Consider the following 22,050-nt stretch of genomic DNA (forward strand, 5'->3'; position numbering starts at 1 on the left):
GCCGCGATCTCCCGCGACGGTAAGAGCCTAGTATCTCGCCGGGGAGGGGGTCGATCGTGCTCCGACAGCAGGATGTGGGACACCGGATCGTGGTCCGCCGGATTGTGGGGATTCGCGAGGGCCGCCCGCAATTTTCCGATGCCCTCGGCGAGCTGGTCGAGCTGAGCGAGACTCATCTCACGCTGGCCACCGCCCAGGGGCCGCTTCGGGTCCCGGTGGCGCAGGTCCACCGCGCCAAGCGCGTTCCGCCGACCCGTCGGCCGACCGCCTCGGCGGTCGTGGCGCTGGAGCGGGCCGCCGACGAAGCCTGGCCGGCACCGACCAGAGGCCGACTCGGCGACTGGCTGCTCCGGTCGGCCGAGGGCTGGACCGGGCGCGCCAACTCGGCGCTGCCGATCGGCGACCCGGACCGACCACTGGCCGCGGCGGTCGACGCGGTGGAGCGCTGGTACGCCGAGCGGGGGCAACCCGCGTTGATCAACACGCCGCTGCCCCTCGCCGCACCGGTCGGCGCCGAACTGGACACCCGCGGCTGGGGCACCCGCCCGCCGACGCTGGTGCAGACCGCGCCGCTGCCCCTGCCTGCGTCAACGCCCGCCGGCGGCCAGGCCGACGGGTGGAGCAGTGCCGTCGTCGAGCTGGCCCGCGCGCCCAGCGACGAGTGGCTGGCCATCGCCGCCGGCCGCAAGGGCGGCCTGCCGGACGCCGCCCGGCACGTCCTCACCGCCGTGGACCAGGTCCGCTTCGCCCACGTGTACGCCGAGGGCACCCTGGTGGCCGTCGGCCGCGGCACGGTGACCGGCCAGGGGCGCTGGTTGGGCCTCAGCCTGATCGAGGTCCTACCAGCGGCCCGCCGCCAAGGGTTGGCCCGCCGCGTGATCCACGAACTGGCCGGCTGGGGAGTGTCGGGCGGTGCGACGCACGCGTTCCTCCAGGTCGAGCAGCGCAACACGGCGGCGGTCGCGCTCTACCAGCGGCTCGGCCTCGTCACCCACCACACGTACCTGACCCGGGTCGCCCCGAACTGACCTCGACCGCCGCCGGGCGCGGCGGCGGCCCGGCGCGGCGGCGGCCCGGCACGGCGGCAGCCCAGCACGGCGGCAGCCCAGCACGGCGGCAGCCCAGCACGGCGGCAGCCCAGCACGGCGGCAGCCCAGCACGGCGGCAGCCCGGCGCTTGATCCACTCGGCTTTCAGGAAGTCGCGGCATCCGGACGCCCGGGACCCCCCGACTTCAAGGAAACCGAGTCGATCAAGCTGCGTTCGGGCGGCCGCACAACGGCCCGGGACGGCGGGCCCGGACGGCGGCCCCGGACGGCGGCCCCGGACGGGCGGCCCCGGACGGGCGGCCCCGGACGGGCGGCCCCGGACGGGCGGCCGCAACGTCGGGACGGCCGAGCGGGGCGGTGATCAGCGGCGGACGACTCGGCGGGGCTTCGCGGCCTTGACCTCGGTGTACCGCTTGAGCTGCTGAGAGCGGTAGTCACGGCCGAGCGCGGTGAGCACCAGGTAGCCGATCAGCAACCCGGCGCCGGTGGCGAGCAGGTAGAGCCAGATCTGGGCGAAGAACGTCGCCGCGCCGCCGGCGAACGGGTTGTGACCGACCAACAGTGGCCCGACCAGCACTGTCAGCAGCATCGCCACCGGCACCACGAGAGCCATGTCGGCCGCCCAGCCGGCCAGCGGCCGGCGTCGGCCCCAGCGGAAGGCGACCACGGCGAGGATCAGGCCGATCACCGTGAACATCGCCAGCGACACCCGGTCGGCGGCGGTGTCGTCACCGTCGAAGCCGAACCGGGTGATCAGTCGGGCGACCACGTTGACCGCGAACAGTGCTGCTACGAGCACCCCGAGGTCACGCCACCGCTTGTCCATCGCCGGACCCTCCTGCCGTACGCCCCTTCGCGGGGTTCGCATCCATGGCAGGAATATTTACCACCCTTACCTGGGAGACGTCATCAGTCGGCAGCACCCCGAAAGCAGCCGAGCGTCAGCCACCGAGCAGGGGCGGCTGCGGGGCGAGGATCTGCCGGAAGCCCATCACCGCGAAGGTCATCGCGCCGGCCACGATCATGGCCAGCCCGACCCAGTTGTCTCCGGCCAGCAACAGGTCGCCCTCGTTGGTCCGGATGGCGGCGACCGCCATCAGCGCGAACCACGGCACCGCCGGCAGCGCCACGGCCCAGCGCCGGCCGACCGCCTCGTACGCGAACCAGCTCAGCACGATGTTGGCGCCGATGGCGAGGAGCACCGACACGCCGACCAGTTGCCCGCCGACGCGGAGCGTGGCGAGCAGCAGCTCCAGTACGCCGGTCAGCACACCGGCGAGGACCACGACGATCCCACCGACCAGCCGGACGCCCAGGTCCAGCAGTCGCGGCGGTGGCCCCGCCGGGGGCGGGGCTTCCTGGTTCTCCACTACCGTCATCGGTGCGGCCGGCAGGCTCACCGGAGACCCGCCGCCGCGACCGGTGACCGGTCCGGGGCGGTCTCCGCGGGCAGGCCGGCGAAGAGGTCGTCCTCCCAGCCGTACGGCCCGGCGCCCGGGCCCTTCTCACCGACCGCGAGGGTGAAGAACTCCACGCCCATGAACTCGCCACCGAAGTTGCCGGCGATCGAGTAGAGCCACGAGTTGGCCGGGATCTGGGTGGCGTGCGCCCGCATCGCGGCCTCCTTGGCCGTGTGCTGGTCGGTGCCGTCGATCCGGGCGGCGATCTGGGCGTCCGGGGTGCCGAAGGGCAGGTCGGCGATGTTCTCGATGCCGCCGAACGGGTTGTCGGACGACTCGGCGAAATGCGTCATGCCAGCCTCCAGGACGCTGAGCGGCATGGCCGTCCAGTAGACCTTGAGCGGGGCGCAGCCCTCGGCGCTGGCCAGCTCGACGGCGCGCATGGCCACCCGGTGCGCCTGGATGTGGTCGGGGTGCCCGTAGAAGCCGTTCGGGTCGTACGTGACGAGCACCTGCGGGCGTACCTCTCGCATGATCTCCACGAGGTGCCCGGCGGCCTCGTCGAGGTCGGCCTGCCAGAAGGCCCGGGGGTGCTCGTTGGTCGCGAGCCCCATCATTCCGGAGTCGCGGTAGCGGCCGGCGCCGCCGAGGAAACGGTGGTCGCTGACGCCGAGCGCGGCGCACGCGGCGGCCAGCTCGGCAACGCGGTACCCGCCGAGCTGGTCGGCCTCGGCGGCGGCGAGCTGCGCCAGCGCGGGCACGTGGATCTCGCCCTCTTCGCCGAGCGTGCAGGTCACCAGCGTGACGTGCGCGCCGTCTGCGGCGTAGTGGGCCATCGTCGAGCCGGTGCCGATCGACTCGTCGTCGGGGTGCGCGTGGACCAGCAGCAGGCGGCGGTCGGGCAGCATCGTCACGACGGTCACTCTAACTGGCGGTTCTCCCCCGGCCGACGCTGACGCGTCCGCCCAGGTCGGCCACATCACCCCCGCTCCCGCTCTACGATTTGGCGTGTGGACTTTCCGGAGCTGGCCGCCCGCACCCGCCGGTTCAGCCACGGCGCGCCACGCGCTGTCTCGGTGGCTGAGGACGGCTCCCGGGTGATCTTCCTGCGCTCCGCCGGCCCGGAGGATCCGGCGGACGCGCTCTGGTTGCTGGACGTGGGCACCGGCGAGGAGCGGCTGGTCGCCGATCCGGCGACCCTGCTGGGCGAGAGCGGGGACGTCCGCTCCCTCTCCCCCGGCGAACGTGCGCTACGCGAGCGGCTGCGGCTCAGCGCCGCCGGCATCGGCTCGTACGCGTTGGACGCGGCCGGCCGGGTTGCGGTGTTCGCGCTGGCCGGGCGGTTGTTCCGGGCCGATCTGGTGCACGGCGACGTGGTGGAGGTGGCGGCCGTCGGCCCGGTGCTCGACCCACGTCCGGACCCGACCGGGCAGCGGCTGTCGTACGTGACGGACGCGGCCGAGGGTGTGCGCCGGGGTGAGCTGCGGGTGATCGACCCCGACGGCACCGACACCCTGCTGGCGGGCGAGGACGCCGGGGTGAGCTGGGGGTTGGCCGAGCACATCGCAGCGGAGGAGTTCGGCCGGTTCCGGGGGTACTGGTGGGCGCCCGACGGCCGCTCGGTGCTCGCCGCCCGGGTCGACGAGTCCCGCCTGGAGCGGTGGCACCTGCACGACCCGGCCGAGCCGGCGAGCCCCCCGACCGCCGTCGCGTACCCCCGGGCCGGTGGCCCGAACGCGGAGGTCAGCCTGCACCTGCTGGACCTGGACGACGGCTGGGTCGACGTGCACTGGGATCGGGAGACCTACCCGTACCTGACCGGGGTCAGCTGGGGTGAGGGCAGTCCGTTGATCACCGTGCTGCGCCGCTCGCAGCAGCACGGGCTGGTGCTGGCGGTGGACCCGCGCACGGGCGAGACGCAGGTGCACGCCGAGCTGGCCGATCCGCGCTGGGTAGAGCCGATCGCCGGCACCCCCGCGCACCTGCCGGACGGCCGGGTGCTGGTCGGTGGGGAGCTGGCCCACGACGGGTACGACGCCCGGTGCCTGTTCGCGGACGGCACCCTGCTCACCCCACCGTCGCTGTACGTACGACGGGTGGTGGGTCGGCTGCCGGCCGCCGCCGGCCCGGCCGACCTGCTGGTGGAGGCGAGCGACGGCGAACCGAGCGAGCGGCACCTGTTCCGGGTCCGCACCACCATCGGCGGTGGGGTGGACGCGCGTCGGCTCACCACCGACTCCGGCTGGTACACCGCCGCTGTGGGCGGGGACGTGCTGGCCGTCGGCGTCGCGTCGCTGGATCACGCCGGGGTGCGCTGGACGGTGCGCCGCGGCGATCAGGAGATCGCCGAGTTGCGCTCGTTCGCCGCCGCCCCGCCGTACTCTCCGTTGCCGATGCTGGAACGGGTGACTGACCGGCGGCTGCCGGCGGCGGTGCTCTACCCGGACAACCACGTGACGGGCCGGCGGCTGCCGGTGCTGCTGGACATCTACGGCGGCCCGGGGCATCAGGAGGTCGTGGCGGCGCGGGCCGCGTGGTTGGAACGGCAGTGGTGGGCAGACGCCGGGTTCGCGGTGGTCACCATCGACAACCGGGGTACGCCGGGCGTGGCGCCGTCGTTCGAGAAGGCGATCCACCGGCGGGTCGCCGACGTGATCCTGACCGACCAGATCGACGCGCTGACCGCGCTCGCCGGCAAGCACCCGGACCTGGACCTGGGGCGGGTGGGGGTGCGCGGCTGGTCGTTCGGCGGGTGGCTGGCCGGCTTGGCGGTGCTGCGCCACCCGGAGCTGTTCCGGTGCGGCATCGCGGGTGCCCCGGTGACCGACTGGGCGCTGTACGACACCGCGTACACCGAGCGTTATCTGGGGTTGCCGGAAGACGGCCAGGACATCTACGCGCACCATTCGCTCGTCGAGTTGGCCGCCGAGCCGGTCACGAGCCCGGACCAGGCCCGCCCGTTGCTGCTGGTGCACGGCATGGCCGACGACAACGTGGTGGCCGCGCACACACTCCGGCTCTCGGCCGCCCTGCTGAGCACCGGCCGACCGCACGCCGTGCTGCCGCTGACCGGGGCTACGCACATGGCCGCGAACGGCACCGCCGAGCGGCTGCTCCCCCTGGAACTGGAGTTCCTCCGCACCCACCTGCTGTAAGCAGCGTTAGGAGTCAGTTCGGCACGCCGAGCCCTTTACCGAAAGGGCTCCAGGATTGGATGCACGCTCCCAAGATCGTGCTCGATCCAGGATCAAGTGGCATCCCCAGCGTCACATAGCCACTCGATCCTGGATCGAGCGTGAGCTTGGGCGAGGCGAGTGGCAAGCACTCAAAGAGTCGATCGGGCGTGCAGAACAGGGCGGCGCCCGGGACGGCTTGACGCTCAGCGATGGTCCCCTGTCAACGATGGTCTTCCATGGCATCGCCGCTCAAGCGTTGGTGCTGCCGCGCCCCGTCATGCCGTAGCACCTGGCCCGCGCCGGCAAGCTGACGATCACCAACGCTCCACGAGGTGTTCCCGGCCCTGTGGCGGATCGTACGGTTCCGGCCAGTAGTCGATGATCTTGCTGATCAGCCCATGCTCGGACATCTCAAGCCAGACGCACGCGTCCTGCTGCTCCACGCCGACGCGAACGTCGAGCACCAGCGCAGCGAGACGGCCATCGGCGATCACCCGTCGCGGCCGAAGGTGCCAGTCTCCGGGATACTCGGTGTTGAACCGCAGGAACGCGTCCTTGCCGCGAATGCGCTCCCGAGTCTGCGGCATCTCGTAGACCACATCATCGGTGAGCAGAGCGGCCAACCCAGACCAGTCGCGGCGCTCCAGAAGATCAACGTAGGCGTGGGCGGTCTGCCGGGCCATCAAGGTGTCGTCCACGGCGCGGACCCTAGCCCCCGCCAGCGACAATCTGGCAAGCCGGCGGTGTATCAACGGCCCTGCCCGGCCGATCTCCGGCGACGCCACCGCCGTGGCCGTGGCCGTGGCCGTGGCCGTGGCCGTGGCCGTGGCCGTGGCCGTGGCCGTGGCCGTGAATCTTGGCCGTGGCCGTGAATCTTGGACAGTTTCCGTCATCGTGAAACGGAAACTGTCCAAGATCTCTTGTTCGCACGGCGGCAAGCCGCGGTGATCTTCGCAGCCCACACCAGCAACTCCGGGCGGACACGTTGCGGCGAACTCTTACGTAATCGATGTCGCTGGTTTCAGGGGCGTGCGTCGTATCGTCCCCGGGCTTCGAAGACGCGGTCCATGTGCGACTCGGCCCAGTCCTTGATCGCGATCATGACCGGGAACAGTTCATGGCCGAGCGGGGTGAGCTCGTAGTCGACACGGACCGGCACCGAGGCAGTGACGGTGCGGGTGACCAGGCCGTCGCGCTCCAGGGTGCGCAGGGTCTGGGTGAGCATCTTCTGGCTGACGCCGGCGATGCGCTGGGCGAGCTCGCCGTGCCGCTGCGGGCCGTTGACGAGCGCGGGGATCACCAGGGCGACCCACTTGTCGGTGAGTCTGCTCAGCAGCTCGCGGGTCGGGCACTGTTCAAGGAACGCGTCGTAGTCACGTTTTGCCTGTTCGCGGCGTTGCGCTGCGGTCGACGTCGCCATCTTTCCTCCCTTGGTGCCCTAGGCACTTTAAGGTACCTACTTTCTCACAGTGCTGACGATTCGTACGGTCGTGGTGAGAACGAAATCCCACGAAGGAGACGGCGATGCGCGCAGTTAGCTATGCAGAGTTCGGAGGGCCGGAGGTCCTGCACGTGGCCGAGGTGCCGGTGCCCGAGCCGGGGCCGGGGCAGGTGCGGGCGCGGGTCGCCGCGTCGGTCGTCCATCCGGTCGATCTGATGGTCCGCTCCGGTCGGTTCCCGGCCCCGTTGCCGACCGGTCTGCCGTACACCCCCGGCTGGGACGTTGCCGGCAGTGTCGACGCGGTCGGCCCGTCGGTCGACGAGTTCACGATCGGCGACGAGGTCATCGGCTTCTCACCCTGGCTGCAAACCACTGTCGGCGCCCACGCCGAGTACGTGGTTCTCGACGCCGCCTGGCTGACCTCCGCGCCCGCCGGCGTCCCCGCCACCGAGGCGGCGACCCTGCCGACCAATGGCCTCGCCGCAGCCCAGGCACTCGACCTGCTCGCGCTCCCCGCGGGCTCGACAGTGCTCGTCACCGGCGCCGCCGGGCAGGTCGGTGGGTTCGTTCTGGCGCTGGCCCGGGCGGCCGGTCTGCACGCCACCGGACTCGCCGGAGCCGACGACCGCGAGTTCGTCGAGTCGCTGGGCGCGGCGTTCCTGTCGCGCACCGACGATCCGACGGGGACGTTCGACGGGGTCATCGACCTGGCGGTGATCGGCTCCTCGCTGCTGGACCTCGTTCGGGACGGCGGCGGCTACGTGGCCGCGTCACCCCCGCTTCGCCCGGAGCCGGTGCGCGGAATCCGGACCTCCGCGCTGGAGGTGCTACCGGACGGAACCCGGCTGAGCGAGCTGGTCAAGCTCGTCACCAGCGGCGACATCCCGCTCCGGGTCGCTGACGTGTACCCCTTCGCCGACGCGGCGACCGCCCACGAGCGGCTGGCCCAGGGCGGCGTGCGCGGCGGCGTGGTGATCGTCCCCTGATCGCGGCGGAAGCTCGGCTTCGCCCTCAGGAGGCCATTGCGCCACCTTTACGCGAGGAACCGGGTGGTGGCTTCGATGAGCAGGCTGCGGGTGCCAGGTTCGGAGCCGCTGTGGCCCGCGTCCTCCACGATGTGGAACTTCGCCTCAGGCCAGACCCGATGCAGGTCCCAGGCTTGGTTCGGCGGCGTCTTGATGTCGTAGCGGCCGTTCACGATGACCGTCGGGATGTGTCGAATGCGATCGACGCCCGCCAGGAGACCTTCCGGAGGGAGGAAGCCGCCGTTGCTGATGTAGTGGTGTGTGATGCGGGCGAACGCCAGCAGGCTGGTGTCGTCGATGTCGGGCGGTGTCATCGGCAGCAGGGTGTTGGCCGAGAGCTCCCAGCTCATCCAGGCGCGGGCCGCCGGGCCGTGGACCGCGGGGTCGGGGTCGGAAATGCGGCGGCCATAGGCGCCGACAAGGTCGTCCTGTTCCGTCACGGGGATGGCAGCACAAAATGCCTCCCACTCGGCGGGGAACAGATGCGCTGCGCCCGCCGGAGTGAACGCCCATGCCTCGTCCGACCTGCGAACCAGCCACACGCCACGAAGCACGAGTTCGGTGACCCGCTCGGGATGGGCCTGCGCGTAGGCCAGGCCGAGCGTGCTGCCCCAACTGCCGCCGAAGACGAGCCAACGCTCGATCCCCAGGTGCTCGCGGAGCCGCTCGATGTCCGCCACCAGGTGCGGGGTGGTGTTGTGTTCCAGTGACGTCTTCGGGTCGCCGGCGAAGGGCTGGCTACGACCGCAGTTTCGCTGGTCGAACAGCACGACGCGGTAGCCGGACGGGTCGAAGTACCGCCGATTGTCCGGGAGCAGACCACCGCCGGGGCCGCCGTGCAGGAACACTGCGGGTTTGCCGCCGGGGTTTCCACACAGTTCCCAGTAGAGCTCATTACCGTGGCCGACGCTGAGCATCCCGGAGTCGTACGGCTCGATGGGCGGATACCAGTCCATCATTCAACCTCGTGGAATTTCATTGTGGATACGTCCTCCCGATACCGCGCGGTCTCGTCATCCACGTTGCCAACGCCTTCGTCGGGTCGTATCGGTAGTGGTGCTCGGCCCGCTCCGGCACCAGCAAGTTGGTCGCGTCCGCACAACAGATGCCCGAACGAGCTGAGTCAGTCGCCGACTCTCGGGGCCCCCCACGTGGACAGGCAGAACGGATGCCCGGCCGGGTCGGCGTAGACGAAGCAGTGGTCCGCGTTGGGCTGATGCTCGAAGCGGGTAGCGCCGGCCGCCAGCACACGCGCTCCGGCCGCCTCCAGGTCGTCGACGAAGAACTCGAGGTGCATCTGCATCCCCACCTCGCCATCCGGCCAGGTGGGTGGCCGGTAGTCGTCGATCTGCTGGAACCCGATGTCACCGTTCGGCCCTTCCACGAGCGCCCAGCACTCGTCACCCTTCGCGACCCCGCCGGTGATCTCGGCGTAGAACCGCGCGAGCGCGATCGCGTCGGGCGCATTGACCGTCGTCAGGCTGAGTTTGATCAGGTCCGACATTAGCTGATCTCAATCTGCTGGTATGTCGGCGTGAGCTCTTCCCAGCGTTCCTTCCATCCGGGCGCTCCGGCATCGGAGCTCCAGCCCTCCGGATGGACCGGGCCGTCGACCTCCAGCGACCGACCGAGATCCTCGAGGTGGGCCCGCCACCCAGAGGCGTGAGACGGGAGAGTCAATATCGGCAGACCGCGCTCCTCGACCACCAGCCGGGTCTTGGAGCCCTCCTCGGTCAGCCACGCCTCCATCTGCCCCTCGTCGTCCGAACCCGGCTTCGTTGTCAACAGCAGGTGGTGCGGGGCGTCGCACACCTCGATGCGCGCCGGACCGGTCCAGCTGCTCGTGAAGACGGCCTGGATCGTGCCGCCGACTCGCATGTCGCCGTCGACCCGGGCGATCCAGCGGGCCAGCCGCTCGGGCGTCGTACACGCCTGCCAGAGGTCGCCGATGTCCGTGTCGTAGAGGCTCTCGACCCGGACTGCTCCGCGGGTCTCGTCGAGCGCTCGCATCGTCGCGATCGTGGTCATCGTCGCGCCTTCTTTCCTCGTGCGATCTCGGTATGAAGAGCGTCGAGCCGGTTCTCCCAGAGCCGGCGGTACTCGCCCAGCCACTCGTCGACCTCGACGAGCGCCTCCGGGCGGAGTGTGTAGATCCGGCGCTGCGCGTCCTGGCGTACGTCGACCAGCCCGGCTTCCCGCAGCACGCGGAGATGCCGGGACACGCCCGGGCGAGCGATCGGGAGAGCCTCGGCCAGCTCTCCTGCACTCGCCGGGTGGTCACGGAGAATATCGAGAACCGTGCGCCGGCTCTCGTCTGCCAGCGCGTGCAACACGGCATCCATGACGCCAATGTAACTCGACGGTTACGTACCCACAAGGTTACGTTCGATCGTGAAGAAGTACCGGGTCTTTGTCAGCTAAGCCGAGCAACCGCTCTCGGGTCGAGTCACCCTCGCCATCCCCTTCTGCCGCCGTCAGTGCCCGTTCGGCCGACTACAGGATCCCCAGCGTCCGACCCAGCCGCATGTTCGCTGAGCGGTCCTGGCTGCACCGCGAGGTGCCGGTGCCAGGAGACCGGCGGCGACCAGCGGTGCTTACGCCACTCGTTGCTTGTCGCGAAGCCAGCCGGCGGGCCAACGGTTGACTCGTCTATGACATCAGCTCCAAAGGGAGCGCACAGGACTACTCACCCCGGGCTAACCCACAGGGCGCTCAGGTCAACTCGGGTTCCAGGAAAGCGGGGTGTCGGGGTGCCCAGGACACCCCGGTTTCTTGGAAACGGAGTCGATCAAGAGACGACGCAGAAGGGTCCCCTCCCGACGACGTTGTCGGTAGGGGACCCTTCTGGCCTGCGGTGTATGTACTTACGGCTTGACGTGCGCGTTCACGAACGACGGGTAGCCGAAGACGCTGGAGATGAAGATCCCGCCCGCCTTGGACCCGTGCACGTTGTAGGCCACGTCGACGTAGAACGGCACCACCGGCGCGTGCTCCTTCATGATCCGTTCATCGAGCTTGGCCCACTCCGGTCCCTGGTCGGCCGGGGGCAGGGCCTGGATGCGGTCCATCTCGGCGTTGATCGTCGGGTCGTTGAAGTAGGACTGGTTGCTGTTGCCCTCGGCCTTGATGGTGCGACCGTCGTAGAGCACCGGCAGGATCGACGCCCCGCTGGGCCAGTCCGCCGCCCAGTTACCGATGTACAGGTCCCAGGGGTTGTCCTTCTTCTTGATCTCGTCGAGCTTTGCGTCATCCGAGATGTTCCGGACGGTGATCTTGAAGCCGGCCCGCTCCAGGTTCGCCTTGAGCTGGGCACCCTGCTGCTGCTCGGTCGAGTTGTCGGCGACACCGAGAACCAGCTCCGGCGTCTTGCCGCCGAGCAGTTCCTTGACCTTGTCCACGTTGCCGTTTGCGCCCGCCGGGTACGCGTCGTACGCCTTGTAGCCGATGGTGGCCGGCGGCATCAGCGTGGTCAGCGGCGCGGCGACGGTCTGACCGCCGAGCGCCTTGATCATGCCTTCGCGATCGATGGCGTAGTTGAGCGCCTGACGCACCTTCAGGTCGGTGACCCTCTGGTTGTTGATGACGAGCTGGTTGGCGCTCGGAGTCGGCGAGAGGAGCGTCCGCGACTTGAGCGACGCATCCCCGGCGACCTTGGCGACCAGCGAGGCGGGCACGGCGTTGAAGGCGAGCGCGCTCTGGTCGGCGCCGTTGTCGGCGATCACCCGGTTGTTGGCGGCGTCCGCGGTCGGGCCGAAGCTCCAGACGAACTGATCCGGGTACTGGTGGCGGACCGGGTCGGTGTTCGGGTCCCAGTTGGGGTTGCGGTCCAGGGTGATCTGCACGCCGACCTGGTTCTTGGCGACCTTGTACGGGCCGGACGAGAACGGCTGCTTGTCCACGTTGATGCCGGTGTCCTTGTCGGCGGGCAGCGGCGCGGTGGTCGGCAGCGAGGCGGCGAACGGCAGGTCACAGCGGGGCTTGGCGAACTCGAAGCGCAGCGTCTTCGCGTCCGGCGTGCTCAGGCCGGGCGGCAGCGACGTCTTGTTCTTCTTGAAGTCCCACTTGGTGTCGAACTGCGCGGTGTCGGCCAGCCACTCCTGGATGTAGGTCGGGCCGCCGGACAGGTCCGGGTCGAAGGACCGGGCGATGCCGTACGCGATCTCCTTGGAGGTGATCGGCCGGCCGTCCTCGAACTTCACCCCGTCCTTGACCGTGAATTCCCAGACCTTGCAGTCGTTGTTGACGTTCTTGCCCGGCGTCTCGGCCAGGTCGCCCACCAGGACCAGGCCGCCCTTGCCGTCGTCCTTCCAGGTGGTCAGGTAGCGGGCGAAGAGCGGGTTGGCCATCAGACCGGCGAACGAGTACGTCCGCTGCGGGTCGAGGTGGGAGATCGGCGACTCCCGGATGATGGTGAAGGTGCCGCCCTTCACGGCGCCGCTCACCTCGGCCGCTGGCCCCTGCGAGTCCTTGGGGTCGGTCGCGATGACACCGGTCTGCTTCCGCTCGGTGTCCACAGTGGTGCCCTCGCCCGTGTTCTTCGAGCACGCACCCAATGCCACAACCAGAGCGATCGCGCCGCCTGCGGCAGCCACCACGCGTGGTCTCATGAAGTACCCCCTTCACCCATGTGCCGTGCGTTTCGTCGGGGCGAGAACCGCCGACGTCCCGAGGATCGTAAGGAAGAAAACCTACGAGTTGTGTAACAGTTGTCGATAAATTTCGCCATTGGTGGGTGTGGCGGACACCCGGCCGTCAGCGCAACCGCACCCGTGGGTCGATGGCGGCGTAGAGCAGGTCCACCAGCACGTTCGCCAGCACCACGAAGACGGCCGCGATCAGCACCGTTGCCATGATCGTGGGCAGGTCGCCCGAGCGCACCGCGTCCACCGCCGTACGCCCCAACCCCTGGATGCCGAACGTCGTCTCGGTGATCACCGTGCCGCCCAGCGCCCCGCCCACGTCCAACCCGGCGATGGTCACCACCGGGGTGATCGCCGCGCGCAGCGCGTGTCGCCCGTACACCTTGGGTTTGGCCAGGCCCTTGGCCCGCGCGGTCCGGACGAAGTCCTCGGACAACGTCTCCAGCATCTGCGCGCGGGACAGCCGGGCGTAGATCGCCGAGAAGAGGAAGGCCAGCGCCACCCAGGCGAGCACCAGCCCACTGGCCCACTTCGCCGGATTGTCGAAGAGGGACGTGTAGCTCGGCACCGGCAGCAGCCTCAGGTTGTAGACGAAGACCAGCAGCAGCACCGCGCCCACGAAGTACAGCTGCAACGACGCGCCGGTCAGCGAGAAGCCGATGGCGGCCCGGTCCAGCCAGGTGCCCCGCCGCAGCGCGGAGATCATGCCGAGACCGACGCCGAGCAGCAACCAGAGGATCGCAGCCGGGATCACGATGCTCAGCGTCACCGGCAGCACCCGGGCGATGGTGTCCGAGACGGCCTCATTGGTGACGTAAGACCAGCCCAGGCAGGGGGCGTCGCACCGGCCACCCTGGGCGCTGCCCAGGTCCCGACCGGTCACGATGCCCTTCATGTAACCGGCGTACTGGCTGATCAGCGGGTCGTTCAGGCCCAGGTCGTCGCGGACCCGCTCCAACCGCTCCGGGTTGCAGTTCTTCGAGCAGATGCTGCTGACCGGGTCACGCGGCAGGGCGAAGAACATCAGGAAGGTCAACACGCTCACCGCGAACAGGGTCAGCGTGGCGGAGAAGAGTCGCTTGAGCAGAAATCGCGCCATGATTTTGACCCCTACCGGGACGACTTCGGGTCGAGCGCGTCACGCAACGCGTCGCCGAAGAGGTTGAAGGCGAACACCAGCGCGAAGATCATGATGCCCGGGAAGAACACGTACGCCGGGTCGGTCTGGAGGAAGTCCAGACTGTCGTAGATCATCCGGCCGAAGCTCGGGGTCTCGTCGCTGAGACCGACACCGATGAACGACAGCGCGGCCTCGCTGGTGATGAACTGCGGCACCGCCAGGGAGAACGACACCAGGATCGGCGCCCAGATGTTGGGTAACAGCTGCCGGAAGAGCATGTGCCCCAGCCCGGCCCCGCTGGCCCTGGCCGCCTCCACGAACTCCCGCTCGCGCAGCGCGATCACCTGCCCGCGAACCAGCCGGGCCGTGCTGGTCCAGCCGAAGATGGCGAAGACGGCGATCAGCACGCCCACCCCGAAGGCGGACGACACCTGCCCCCGCTCACCGTAGAAGCGCAGCGTGACGGTGGGGGTGAGCGCCAGCGCGATGATCAGGAAGGGCATGGCCAGGGTCAGGTCGGTGATCCAGTTGATCACCGCGTCGAGCCAGCCGCCGAGGTAACCGGCGAGCGCGCCCAGCACGACCCCGATCGTCGCGGTGATCAGCGCCGCCGCGAACGCGATGAACAGCGACGTCCGCAACCCGTAGATCAACCGGATGAAGATGTCCCGCCCCAGGTTCGGCTCCAGGCCGAACCAGTGGTCGCCGGTGACACCGCCGGCGTAGCCCAGTGGCATGCCGAAACCGTCCAGCAGGTTCTGGAACTGCTCCCGCGGCCCGATCCCGTAGGCCATCTCGATCAGCGGGGCGGCCAATCCCAACACCATGAAGAAGACCAGGAGTACGCCGCTGACCACGGCCGTCCGGTCACGGCGCAGCCGCAGCCAGGCGAGCTGCCCGGGTGAGCGGCCGACGACGCCCTTTGCGGCGGGCGTGCCCGCGTCCGGGTCGGACTCGATCTCGGCCAGCGCCAGACCCTCCACCGGGGACAGGCTCACGACGGCACCTCCTCGAAGATCGGAGCCGCCACCTCGGGGAAGTGACACGCGGTGGCCTGCTGGCCGCCGTCGCGCGGTATCAACGCGGGCTCCTCGGTGGCGCAGATGTCCTGCGCCTTCCAGCAGCGGGTACGGAACCGGCAGCCCGACGGTGGGTCCAGCGGGGTGGGTACGTCACCGGTCAGCCGGATCCGCCCCGCCGGGCCGAGCTGGGTGACGTCCGGGATCGCCGAGAGCAGCGCCCGGGTGTACGGGTGCTGGGGCCGTTCGTAGATGTCCGCCCGGTCGCCGATCTCCACGATCCGACCCAGGTACATGACCGCGACCCGCTGGCTGAAGTGCCGGATCACGGCCAGGTCGTGCGCGATGAACACGAACGCCAGGCCCAGCTCCCGTTGCAGGTTGCGCAGCAGGTTGACCACCTGCGCCTGGATCGAGACGTCCAGCGCGGAGACCGGCTCGTCGGCGACGATCAGCTTCGGCCGCAGGGCCAACGCGCGGGCGATGCCGATGCGCTGACGTTGACCGCCGGAGAACTCGTGCGGGTACCGGTTGTAGTGCTCCGGGTTCAACCCGACCAGCTCCAGCAACTCCTGCACCCGAGCCTTGATGCCACCCGGCGGCTTGATCCCGTTGACCTGTAGCGGCATCGCCACGATCCGGCCCACCGTGTGCCGAGGGTTCAGCGAGGCGTACGGGTCCTGGAAGATGATCTGGAGTTCCTGGCGCAGCGGGCGCAACTCCCGGCGGCCGGCGTGCGTGATGTCCCGCCCGTCGAACTCGATGCTGCCGCTCGTCGGTTCCAGCAGCCGCACCAGCATCCGACCGGTGGTGGTCTTGCCGCAGCCCGACTCCCCCACCAGGCCGAGCGTCTCGCCGGGGCGCACGTCGAAGTCGAGCCCGTCCACCGCCCGCACCAGGCCGGTGGCGCGCAGTCCCTGGCGTACCGGGAAGTGCTTGCTCAGGCCGCGTACCCGCAGCAGTGGTTCATCGGTCATCGGGCCACCCCCACGGATGCGACGTCCTCGGCGTAGAACGTGGCGCGCTCCTCGGCGCTCAGGTGGCAGGCGACCAGATGGCCATCGGCCCCGGCTGGGCGCAGCTCGGGCACCTCGGTGCGGGAGCGGCTGCCGGCGCGGTCCGCGTACCGGCAGCGGGGGTGGAACGCGCAGCCCGGCGGCAGGTTGATCAGGCTGGGCGGGTTGCCGGGGATGGGCACCAGGTCCGCGTCCGCGTCGCCGTGCAGCGACGGCACGCTGGAGAGCAACCCCCAGGTGTACGGATGCTGCGGCGAGCGGAGCACCTGCTCGACGCTGCCCCGCTCGACGGCCCGCCCGCCGTACATGACCAGCACGTCGTCGGCGACCTGGCCGACCACGCCGAGGTCGTGGGTGATCAGGATGATCGCGGAGTTGAACTCGGCCTGGAGGTCGGCGAGCAGGTCCAGGATCTGCGCCTGCACGGTGACGTCCAGTGCGGTGGTCGGCTCGTCGGCGATCAGCAGCGCCGGGTCGTTGACCAGGGACATCGCGATCATCGCCCGCTGGCGCATGCCGCCGGAGAACTCGTGCGGGTACTGGTCGAAGCGGCGCGCCGGCTGTGGGATGCCGACCCGGTCCAGCATGTCGACCGCCCGCTGGCGGGCCTCGCGCCGGTTGGCCTTCGGGTGGTGCACCCGGTACGCCTCGGCGATCTGCCGGCCCACCGTGTAGTACGGGTGCAGCGCCGACAGTGGATCCTGGAAGATCATCGCCATGTCCCGGCCGCGCAGCCGGCGTACCTCCTCGTCGCCGAGGCCGACCACCTGCCGGCCACCCACGGAGATCTCCCCGGTGATGGTGGTCCGTTTCGGGTCGTGCAGGCCGAGAATGGCCAGCGAGGTGACGCTCTTGCCGGAGCCGGATTCACCGACGATGCCGAGGGTGCGGCCCCGCTCGACGGCGAACGACACGCCGTCGACCGCGCGCACCACGCCGTCCTCGGTGTCGAACTGGACCCGCAGGTCACGCACCCGCAGGTAGGCATCCTCGTCGGAGCGCTGTGCCGGCACGGCGGGACGGTCGTCCGGATCGCCGGACGACAACGGTTCCGAGCTGTCCACGGCCACCTCCCTCAGTGACGAAGGGAACTTACAGGAAAGTCCCGAGGGTGAAAATAAGCTACAAAGTCGGCACGTGTCAGCGGGCCAGAGCGTAACGAGTCGGCATCGGCCTGAACACCCCGTCACCTCGCCATCCACGCCCGCGCCCCGCGCCCCGCGCCCCGCGCCAAGATCTGCGCAACATCTCCGATACTGCGCGGATCTTGACGACGAACCACCGCCCCCGAGAGCAGGAGCGGGGTCTGGTGCGCCCACCGCCGCCAAGGTCACGCTCGAACCAGGATCCAGTGGCATCGCCGACGCGCCGACACCACTACAACCAGGATGTTGCGCGATCTTGCCTTCCGCGGAGCGCCGGGAACGCCTACATCTGTGTAGAGCGCGATCTTTGGCGACTCAACCTTGACGGTTACCCTTCCTGACCGGACATTTCATCCTGTGCTCGCACGTCAGGTGCGACCTGGGCGATCCGGCATGAGCTGCACTGGGCAGGTGATTCCCGCCAGCATTCTTGGCCACGCGCTGCCATGGTCCGAGTCGGACTACCTCGCCCTCGGTGAGACAGCCCAGCGGATCGAGCTCCTCGACGGCAGCCTGCTCATCGGACCACCGCCTTCCGTCCGACACCAGGTGATCGTCCGTGGTCTGACGGCCGCGTTGGAACCCGGCTGCGCGGCGGCGGATCGCACTCTGCTCCCGGTGATCAACCTACGACTGAACGGCACGCGGATCCTCAACCCCGACCTTGTGGTGACGGCGGAGCTGGATCTCACGGCCGACTGCGTGCCGGCGGACCCGGTCCTGCTGGTCGGGGAGGTCACCGCACCACACACCGCCACCATCGACCGGGTGCTGAAGCCGCACCTGTACGCCACAGCCGGGATCGAGTGGTATCTCCTCGTTGAGCAAGAAAGCCTGAGCGTGAACCTCTACCAGCTACAGGGGGCCCACTACGTAGAGCGGTCGACCACCAGGACCGGCGAGGTGTTGGAGCTGACTGAGCCGGTGAAGGCCACCATCCGGCCGGAGGAACTGCTCCCCTGACGGGTGTCGGTCGGCTGGCCTAGGGTCGGTCCATGACCGAGTTCGACGCGGCCACCGCCGCCGTCCAGGCCGCCCTCGACGCGGGCGCCCGGTACGCCGACGCGCGGGTGATGCACCGCCGCTACGAGTCGATGACCGCGCGCAACGGCGACGTGGAGGAGCTGACGCAGGACGAGAGCATCGGCATCGGTGTCCGGGCTCTTGTCGGTGCGAGTTGGGGCTTCCACGCCGTACCCGATCTGTCGGACACCGCCGCCCGCGACGCCGGCCGCCGCGCGACGCGGACCGCCATGGCGAGCGCGCGGGTGCCGGGCCCTTCGGTCGACCTGGTGCCGGTCCAGGCGGTCACCGCGAGCTGGGCCTCCGGCTGCCAGATCGACCCGCTCGGGGTGCCCCTGTCGGACAAGGGCGATCTAATGGTCGACGCGACCCGCACGATGGCCGAGCACGGCGCGGACCTGGCCGAGGGCCTGTACCAGATCTGGGACACCGCGAAGTGGTTCGTCTCCAGCGAGGGCCACCGGATCGACCAGCGCATCCGCGAGTGCGGCGGCGGCATCTCCGCCACTTCGATCGGCGACGGCGAGACGCAGCGCCGCTCCTGGCCGAGCTACCGCGGTCAGTACGGCACCACCGGGTGGGAGCTGGTCGAGTCGCTGGACTTGGCCGCGCATGCCGCGCAGATCGCCGAGGAGTCCCGGGCGCTGCTCACCGCGCCGCCCTGCCCAGCCGGGGAGACCGATCTGATCCTCGGCGGGGAGCAGTTGGCCCTGCAGATCCACGAGTCGGTCGGGCACGCCATCGAACTGGACCGGATCCTCGGCTGGGAGGCGGCGTTCGCCGGCACGTCCTGGCTGGACCTGGCCCAGCTCGGCTCGCTGCGTTACGGCTCGGAGCTGATGAACATCACCATCGACCCGACGATCCCGGGTGCGCTGGGCAGCTTCGGTTTCGACGACGAGGGCTCCCCGGCGGTCAAGCGGGACGCGGTCCGCGACGGTCGCTGGGTGGGTGTGCTCGCCGGCCGGGATTCCGCCGCGATGGCAAGCCTGGACTACGGCGGCAGCGTACGGGCCGACGGGTGGGCCCGGCTGCCGATGGTGCGGATGACCAACGTCGGCCTGGAACCCGGCCCACACACGCTGGAGGAGATCATCGCCGCCACCGACGACGGCGTGTTGATGGACCTCAACCGGTCCTGGTCGATCGACGACAAGCGGCTCAACTTCCAGTTCGGCTGTGAGGTCGGCTGGGAGATCAAGAAGGGGCGGCGGGGGCGGATGCTGCGCAACCCCACGTACACCGGGATCGGTCCGCTGTTCTGGCGCTCGATGGACATGCTCTCCAGCGAGACGGTCTCCTGGGGGACGCCCAACTGCGGCAAGGGCCAACCCGGCCAGGTCGGGCACACCGGCCACCCGGCCGCGCCGGCCCGGTTCCGCAACGTCCGCGTGGGGGTGTCAGCGTGAGCGCGAGGAGTGAGCCGGGTTTGCGAGCCCCGCAGTCGCGAACGAAAGGTGGCTCAGCGTGAGCGCGAGGAGTGAGCCGGGTTTGCGAGCCCCGCAGTCGCGAACGAAAGGTGGCTCGGCATGAGTGGGCAGACGGAGTTGGAGCTGGCCGGGCAGGTCGTGGAGCTGGTTCGGCGTCTTGGCGGACCGGCCACGCAGGTCGAGGCGGTGGTGACACGGGCGGACCTCGCTCTGACCCGGTTCGCCAACTCGGGCATCCACCAGAACGTCTCCGAGTCCACGGTCGGGGTCCGGCTGCGGGTGCACGTCGACGGTCGGACGGCTGCCGGTGGCGGCAGCGTGGTCACCGACGACGGGTTGTCCGCCCTGGTGGAGCGCACGCTGGCCGCGGCCCGGCTCTGCCCGCCCGACCCGGGTTGGCCGGGGCTGACCCCGCCCATGCCCATGCCGGACGCCCCGCCCGTCGACGAGGCCACCGCGCACGCCGAGCCGGATCAGCGGGCCGATCGGGTCGGGGCGTTCGTGGCCGCTGCCGGGGGCCTCAGCACCGCCGGTTACTGCCGCACCGCGCACCGCTCGTCGGCGTTCGCCAACTCGGCCGGGCACTCGGCGTACGGCCGCTCGGTGGAGGCGGCGATGGACGGCATCGCCCGCCGTGACGGCGTGGACGGGGTGGCGCGGCGCAGCGCCGACCGGCTGTCCGACCTTGACGGCGCCGAGTTGGGCGCGCAGGCGGCCGCGAAGGCGCAGGCGGCGGCCGACCCGGTCGAGCTGCCGCCGGGGCACTACGAGGTGGTGTTCGAGCCGGCCGCGGTGGCGGACCTCCTGCAGAACCTGTCCTTCTACGGCTTCAACGGCAAGCGCTACGCCGAGCGGCAGTCGTTCGCCGAGCCGGGCGCGGCCCAGTTCGACCGGGCGGTGACAGTGGTGGACGACCCGCTTGGCGGGTCCGGGTTGCCGTTCGACGCGGAGGGCACCGGCCGACGGGCGCTGACGCTGGTCGAGGCGGGCACCACCCGTGCGGTGGCCCACGATCGCCGAACTGCCGCCGAGGCGGGCTCGGAGTCCACCGGGCACGCGGTCGCGGGGGGTGCCACCTGGGGCCCGATGCCCCGCAACCTGCGGCTGACCGGCGCGGTGGCGGGTCCGGCGAGTGCGGTGGGCCGGAGCACCACCGGCGCGGCGGCCGGGGCTGTCGTCGACGCGGACACTGCCGCGTTGGTGGCCGGCGTACGCCGAGGGCTGCTGGTCACCGACCTCTGGTACACGCGGGTGCTCGACCCGAAAAGCCTCGTGGTCACCGGGTTGACCCGCAACGGCGTCTGGCTGATCGAGGACGGCACTGTCGTCCGGGCGGTCCGTGACCTGCGGTTCACCGAGTCGTACCCGCGGGCGCTCGGGCCGGGGGCGGTGCTCGGGCTGGGGGCGCGGGCGGTGCGCCAACCGGAGCGGGTGGACGGTGCCTGGTGGGCGGCGCCCTCACTGCGGCTGGCGTCCTGGCACTTCACCGGAGGCGCCTCCGGCTGACGTTCTCGACCGCGGGCGCCAAACCGGCGTGTCGAGGGCTTTTCCGCAGGCCAGACACACGGGACACTCCCTTGCGCGGACGGCTCGCAGAGATCGGCGTAACGTGTGTCACTTAGCTGCGTCGGTCGATCCGGCGTGGTCGTTGGTGTGCGCATGACGTGGCAGCGGGTGCGGGTTCGCCGGTCCGCGTGCCGACCGGAGAGAGACCAGCCCGCCCGTACGGGCCCGTCGAGGAGACGACTCGAATGACTTCAACGGCAACGAGGCCGAAGGGGGCGCGGGCGCGCGCCGCCATCGCGGCGAAGACGTTGCGTACCGACCGATGGTGGTTCGCCCCGCTGATCACCGTGATCGGGCTCAGCGCCTGGGTCGCGTACGCGACCGTCCGGGTCTTCATGCACAAGTGGTACTGGGTGGACCAGTTCCACTACCTGACCCCGTTCTACTCCCCGTGCGTGACCGACCGGTGTGTCGAGGAAGCCTCGCACTTCGGCCAGTTCCTGCCCGGCTGGTGGATCATCCCGGACGCCGCGCTGACCCTGCCGTTCCTGCTGCTGTTCCGGCTCACCTGCTACTACTACCGCAAGGCGTACTACCGGTCGTTCTGGCTGTCGCCGCCGGCCTGCGCGGTCCCGGACGGGCACAAGGAGTACGGCGGTGAGACCCGTTTCCCGCTGCTCGGGCAGAACCTGCACCGCTACTTCTTCTACGCCGCCGCGATCATCTCGCTGATCAACACCTGGGACGCGATCCTCGCCTTCCACTCGCCCAAGGGCTTCGGCTTCGGGCTGGGCAACATCATCCTGCTGCTCAACGTGGTGATGCTCTGGGCGTACACGATCTCCTGCCACTCCTGCCGGCACATCATCGGCGGCCGGCTCAAGCACTTCTCCAAGCACCCGGTGCGGTACAAGGCCTGGACCTTCGTCTCGGCGTTGAACGTCCGGCACATGCAGCTCGCCTGGATCACCCTCGGCACCCTGGCGCTGGCCGACTTCTACATCATGGCGCTCGCGGCCGGCTGGTTCTCCGACCTGCGGTTCATCAACTAAAGGGCCCCT

At 70.1% G+C, this 22,050-nt stretch carries 21 protein-coding genes; 7 read left to right on the forward strand and 14 right to left on the reverse strand.

The window, feature by feature from the left end; translation table 11 throughout:
• Positions 1–56: 56 nt before the first annotated feature.
• Entirely contained in the window at positions 57–1,028 is a 972-nt protein-coding gene (locus ACFYP0_RS22775; RefSeq protein ID WP_356976796.1) for a GNAT family N-acetyltransferase, read from the forward strand.
• Positions 1,029–1,409: 381 nt separating this feature from the next.
• Here the strand turns inward: ACFYP0_RS22775 and ACFYP0_RS22780 are convergent, their stop codons facing one another.
• The 3 genes from ACFYP0_RS22780 to mshB all read right to left on the reverse strand — a co-directional run bounded on the left by ACFYP0_RS22780 (position 1,410) and on the right by mshB (position 3,371).
• Entirely contained in the window at positions 1,410–1,874 is a 465-nt protein-coding gene (locus ACFYP0_RS22780; protein ID WP_124861331.1) for a hypothetical protein, read from the reverse strand.
• Positions 1,875–1,989: 115 nt separating this feature from the next.
• On the reverse strand, positions 1,990–2,427 hold the full coding sequence (locus ACFYP0_RS22785; protein ID WP_356976799.1) for a hypothetical protein: 438 nt from the start codon (positions 2,425–2,427) through the stop codon (positions 1,990–1,992).
• 17 nt (positions 2,428–2,444) lie between these two features.
• Positions 2,445–3,371: an N-acetyl-1-D-myo-inositol-2-amino-2-deoxy-alpha-D-glucopyranoside deacetylase gene (gene mshB / locus ACFYP0_RS22790; protein ID WP_357007898.1), complete on the reverse strand. Its 927-nt coding sequence runs from the start codon at positions 3,369–3,371 to the stop codon at positions 2,445–2,447.
• A gap of 87 nt (positions 3,372–3,458) precedes the next feature.
• On the opposite strand from mshB, the gene ACFYP0_RS22795 reads away from it, so the two are divergent.
• On the forward strand, positions 3,459–5,603 hold the full coding sequence (locus ACFYP0_RS22795) for a S9 family peptidase (protein WP_124861338.1): 2,145 nt from the start codon (positions 3,459–3,461) through the stop codon (positions 5,601–5,603).
• Positions 5,604–5,938: 335 nt separating this feature from the next.
• Here ACFYP0_RS22795 and ACFYP0_RS22800 read toward each other — a convergent pair whose 3' ends face one another.
• Both ACFYP0_RS22800 and ACFYP0_RS22805 read right to left on the reverse strand, forming a co-directional pair.
• Positions 5,939–6,352, reverse strand: a complete 414-nt coding sequence (locus ACFYP0_RS22800; RefSeq protein ID WP_124861366.1) for a nuclear transport factor 2 family protein — start codon at positions 6,350–6,352, stop codon at positions 5,939–5,941.
• A 293-nt stretch (positions 6,353–6,645) separates the two neighbouring features.
• Positions 6,646–7,044, reverse strand: a complete 399-nt coding sequence (locus ACFYP0_RS22805; protein ID WP_356976804.1) for a winged helix-turn-helix transcriptional regulator — start codon at positions 7,042–7,044, stop codon at positions 6,646–6,648.
• 104 nt (positions 7,045–7,148) lie between these two features.
• Here ACFYP0_RS22805 and ACFYP0_RS22810 point away from each other — a divergent pair, with 104 nt between their 5' ends.
• Complete coding sequence (locus tag ACFYP0_RS22810) at positions 7,149–8,051, forward strand: NADP-dependent oxidoreductase (RefSeq protein ID WP_356976806.1); 903 nt, start codon at positions 7,149–7,151, stop codon at positions 8,049–8,051.
• A 47-nt stretch (positions 8,052–8,098) separates the two neighbouring features.
• Here the strand turns inward: ACFYP0_RS22810 and pip are convergent, their stop codons facing one another.
• From pip to ACFYP0_RS22855, 9 genes are all read right to left on the reverse strand, one after another.
• Entirely contained in the window at positions 8,099–9,046 is a 948-nt protein-coding gene (gene pip / locus ACFYP0_RS22815; protein ID WP_356976808.1) for a prolyl aminopeptidase, read from the reverse strand.
• 167 nt (positions 9,047–9,213) lie between these two features.
• A complete protein-coding gene (locus tag ACFYP0_RS22820) occupies positions 9,214–9,594 on the reverse strand; it encodes a VOC family protein (protein ID WP_124861346.1) in 381 nt (126 codons plus the stop codon).
• Positions 9,594–10,118 carry an SRPBCC domain-containing protein gene (locus ACFYP0_RS22825; RefSeq protein WP_356976810.1) on the reverse strand — a complete coding sequence of 175 codons (525 nt, stop codon included), beginning with the start codon at positions 10,116–10,118 and terminating at the stop codon, positions 9,594–9,596. Before ACFYP0_RS22825 ends, ACFYP0_RS22820 begins: the two co-directional genes overlap by 1 nt.
• A complete protein-coding gene (locus ACFYP0_RS22830) occupies positions 10,115–10,432 on the reverse strand; it encodes an ArsR/SmtB family transcription factor (protein ID WP_112619359.1) in 318 nt (105 codons plus the stop codon). The genes ACFYP0_RS22825 and ACFYP0_RS22830 overlap by 4 nt, the downstream gene beginning before the upstream one ends.
• A 522-nt stretch (positions 10,433–10,954) precedes the next feature.
• Positions 10,955–12,697, reverse strand: coding sequence for an ABC transporter substrate-binding protein (locus ACFYP0_RS22835; protein WP_124861353.1), 1,743 nt, complete (start codon positions 12,695–12,697; stop codon positions 10,955–10,957).
• 145 nt (positions 12,698–12,842) lie between these two features.
• The gene (locus ACFYP0_RS22840) at positions 12,843–13,829 is read right to left on the reverse strand and encodes an ABC transporter permease (protein WP_356976813.1); all 987 of its coding nucleotides are present in this window, start codon (positions 13,827–13,829) and stop codon (positions 12,843–12,845) included.
• 11 nt (positions 13,830–13,840) lie between these two features.
• Positions 13,841–14,848, reverse strand: a complete 1,008-nt coding sequence (locus ACFYP0_RS22845; RefSeq protein WP_356976815.1) for an ABC transporter permease — start codon at positions 14,846–14,848, stop codon at positions 13,841–13,843.
• Positions 14,845–15,846, reverse strand: coding sequence for an ABC transporter ATP-binding protein (locus ACFYP0_RS22850; protein ID WP_356976817.1), 1,002 nt, complete (start codon positions 15,844–15,846; stop codon positions 14,845–14,847). Before ACFYP0_RS22850 ends, ACFYP0_RS22845 begins: the two co-directional genes overlap by 4 nt.
• Positions 15,843–16,898 (reverse strand): ABC transporter ATP-binding protein, encoded by a 1,056-nt coding sequence (locus ACFYP0_RS22855; protein ID WP_356976899.1) that lies wholly within the window; start codon positions 16,896–16,898, stop codon positions 15,843–15,845. The genes ACFYP0_RS22850 and ACFYP0_RS22855 overlap by 4 nt, the downstream gene beginning before the upstream one ends.
• 525 nt (positions 16,899–17,423) lie before the next feature.
• Between ACFYP0_RS22855 and ACFYP0_RS22860 the strand changes: the two genes are divergently transcribed.
• The 4 genes from ACFYP0_RS22860 (at position 17,424) to ACFYP0_RS22875 (ending at position 22,041) form a co-directional block, all read left to right on the forward strand.
• Positions 17,424–17,993: a Uma2 family endonuclease gene (locus ACFYP0_RS22860; RefSeq protein ID WP_356976819.1), complete on the forward strand. Its 570-nt coding sequence runs from the start codon at positions 17,424–17,426 to the stop codon at positions 17,991–17,993.
• Positions 17,994–18,025: 32 nt separating this feature from the next.
• The gene (locus ACFYP0_RS22865; RefSeq protein ID WP_356976821.1) at positions 18,026–19,462 is read left to right on the forward strand and encodes a TldD/PmbA family protein; all 1,437 of its coding nucleotides are present in this window, start codon (positions 18,026–18,028) and stop codon (positions 19,460–19,462) included.
• A gap of 120 nt (positions 19,463–19,582) precedes the next feature.
• Positions 19,583–20,989: a TldD/PmbA family protein gene (locus tag ACFYP0_RS22870; RefSeq protein ID WP_356976823.1), complete on the forward strand. Its 1,407-nt coding sequence runs from the start codon at positions 19,583–19,585 to the stop codon at positions 20,987–20,989.
• Between the two features lie 245 nt (positions 20,990–21,234).
• A complete protein-coding gene (locus tag ACFYP0_RS22875; RefSeq protein WP_356976825.1) occupies positions 21,235–22,041 on the forward strand; it encodes a hypothetical protein in 807 nt (268 codons plus the stop codon).
• The last annotated feature ends 9 nt before the right edge of the window (positions 22,042–22,050 follow it).

The sequence above is a fragment of the Micromonospora arida genome (genome assembly GCF_042873195.1).
Classification (GTDB): domain Bacteria; phylum Actinomycetota; class Actinomycetes; order Mycobacteriales; family Micromonosporaceae; genus Micromonospora; species Micromonospora arida.

What these genes read in the sequence shown, in the direction of transcription:
- ACFYP0_RS22780 (WP_124861331.1), bottom strand. Translation starts at nt 1,874, where the DNA reads ATGGACAAGCGGTGGCGTGACCTCGGGGTGCTCGTAGCAGCACTGTTC.
- ACFYP0_RS22785 (WP_356976799.1), bottom strand. Translation starts at nt 2,427, where the DNA reads ATGACGGTAGTGGAGAACCAGGAAGCCCCGCCCCCGGCGGGGCCACCG.
- ACFYP0_RS22805 (WP_356976804.1), bottom strand. Translation starts at nt 7,044, where the DNA reads ATGGCGACGTCGACCGCAGCGCAACGCCGCGAACAGGCAAAACGTGAC.
- ACFYP0_RS22810 (WP_356976806.1), top strand. Translation starts at nt 7,149, where the DNA reads ATGCGCGCAGTTAGCTATGCAGAGTTCGGAGGGCCGGAGGTCCTGCAC.
- pip (WP_356976808.1), bottom strand. Translation starts at nt 9,046, where the DNA reads ATGGACTGGTATCCGCCCATCGAGCCGTACGACTCCGGGATGCTCAGC.
- ACFYP0_RS22820 (WP_124861346.1), bottom strand. Translation starts at nt 9,594, where the DNA reads ATGTCGGACCTGATCAAACTCAGCCTGACGACGGTCAATGCGCCCGAC.
- ACFYP0_RS22825 (WP_356976810.1), bottom strand. Translation starts at nt 10,118, where the DNA reads ATGACCACGATCGCGACGATGCGAGCGCTCGACGAGACCCGCGGAGCA.
- ACFYP0_RS22830 (WP_112619359.1), bottom strand. Translation starts at nt 10,432, where the DNA reads ATGGATGCCGTGTTGCACGCGCTGGCAGACGAGAGCCGGCGCACGGTT.
- ACFYP0_RS22835 (WP_124861353.1), bottom strand. Translation starts at nt 12,697, where the DNA reads ATGAGACCACGCGTGGTGGCTGCCGCAGGCGGCGCGATCGCTCTGGTT.
- ACFYP0_RS22840 (WP_356976813.1), bottom strand. Translation starts at nt 13,829, where the DNA reads ATGGCGCGATTTCTGCTCAAGCGACTCTTCTCCGCCACGCTGACCCTG.
- ACFYP0_RS22850 (WP_356976817.1), bottom strand. Translation starts at nt 15,846, where the DNA reads ATGACCGATGAACCACTGCTGCGGGTACGCGGCCTGAGCAAGCACTTC.
- ACFYP0_RS22860 (WP_356976819.1), top strand. Translation starts at nt 17,424, where the DNA reads ATGAGCTGCACTGGGCAGGTGATTCCCGCCAGCATTCTTGGCCACGCG.
- ACFYP0_RS22865 (WP_356976821.1), top strand. Translation starts at nt 18,026, where the DNA reads ATGACCGAGTTCGACGCGGCCACCGCCGCCGTCCAGGCCGCCCTCGAC.
- ACFYP0_RS22870 (WP_356976823.1), top strand. Translation starts at nt 19,583, where the DNA reads ATGAGTGGGCAGACGGAGTTGGAGCTGGCCGGGCAGGTCGTGGAGCTG.
- ACFYP0_RS22875 (WP_356976825.1), top strand. Translation starts at nt 21,235, where the DNA reads ATGACTTCAACGGCAACGAGGCCGAAGGGGGCGCGGGCGCGCGCCGCC.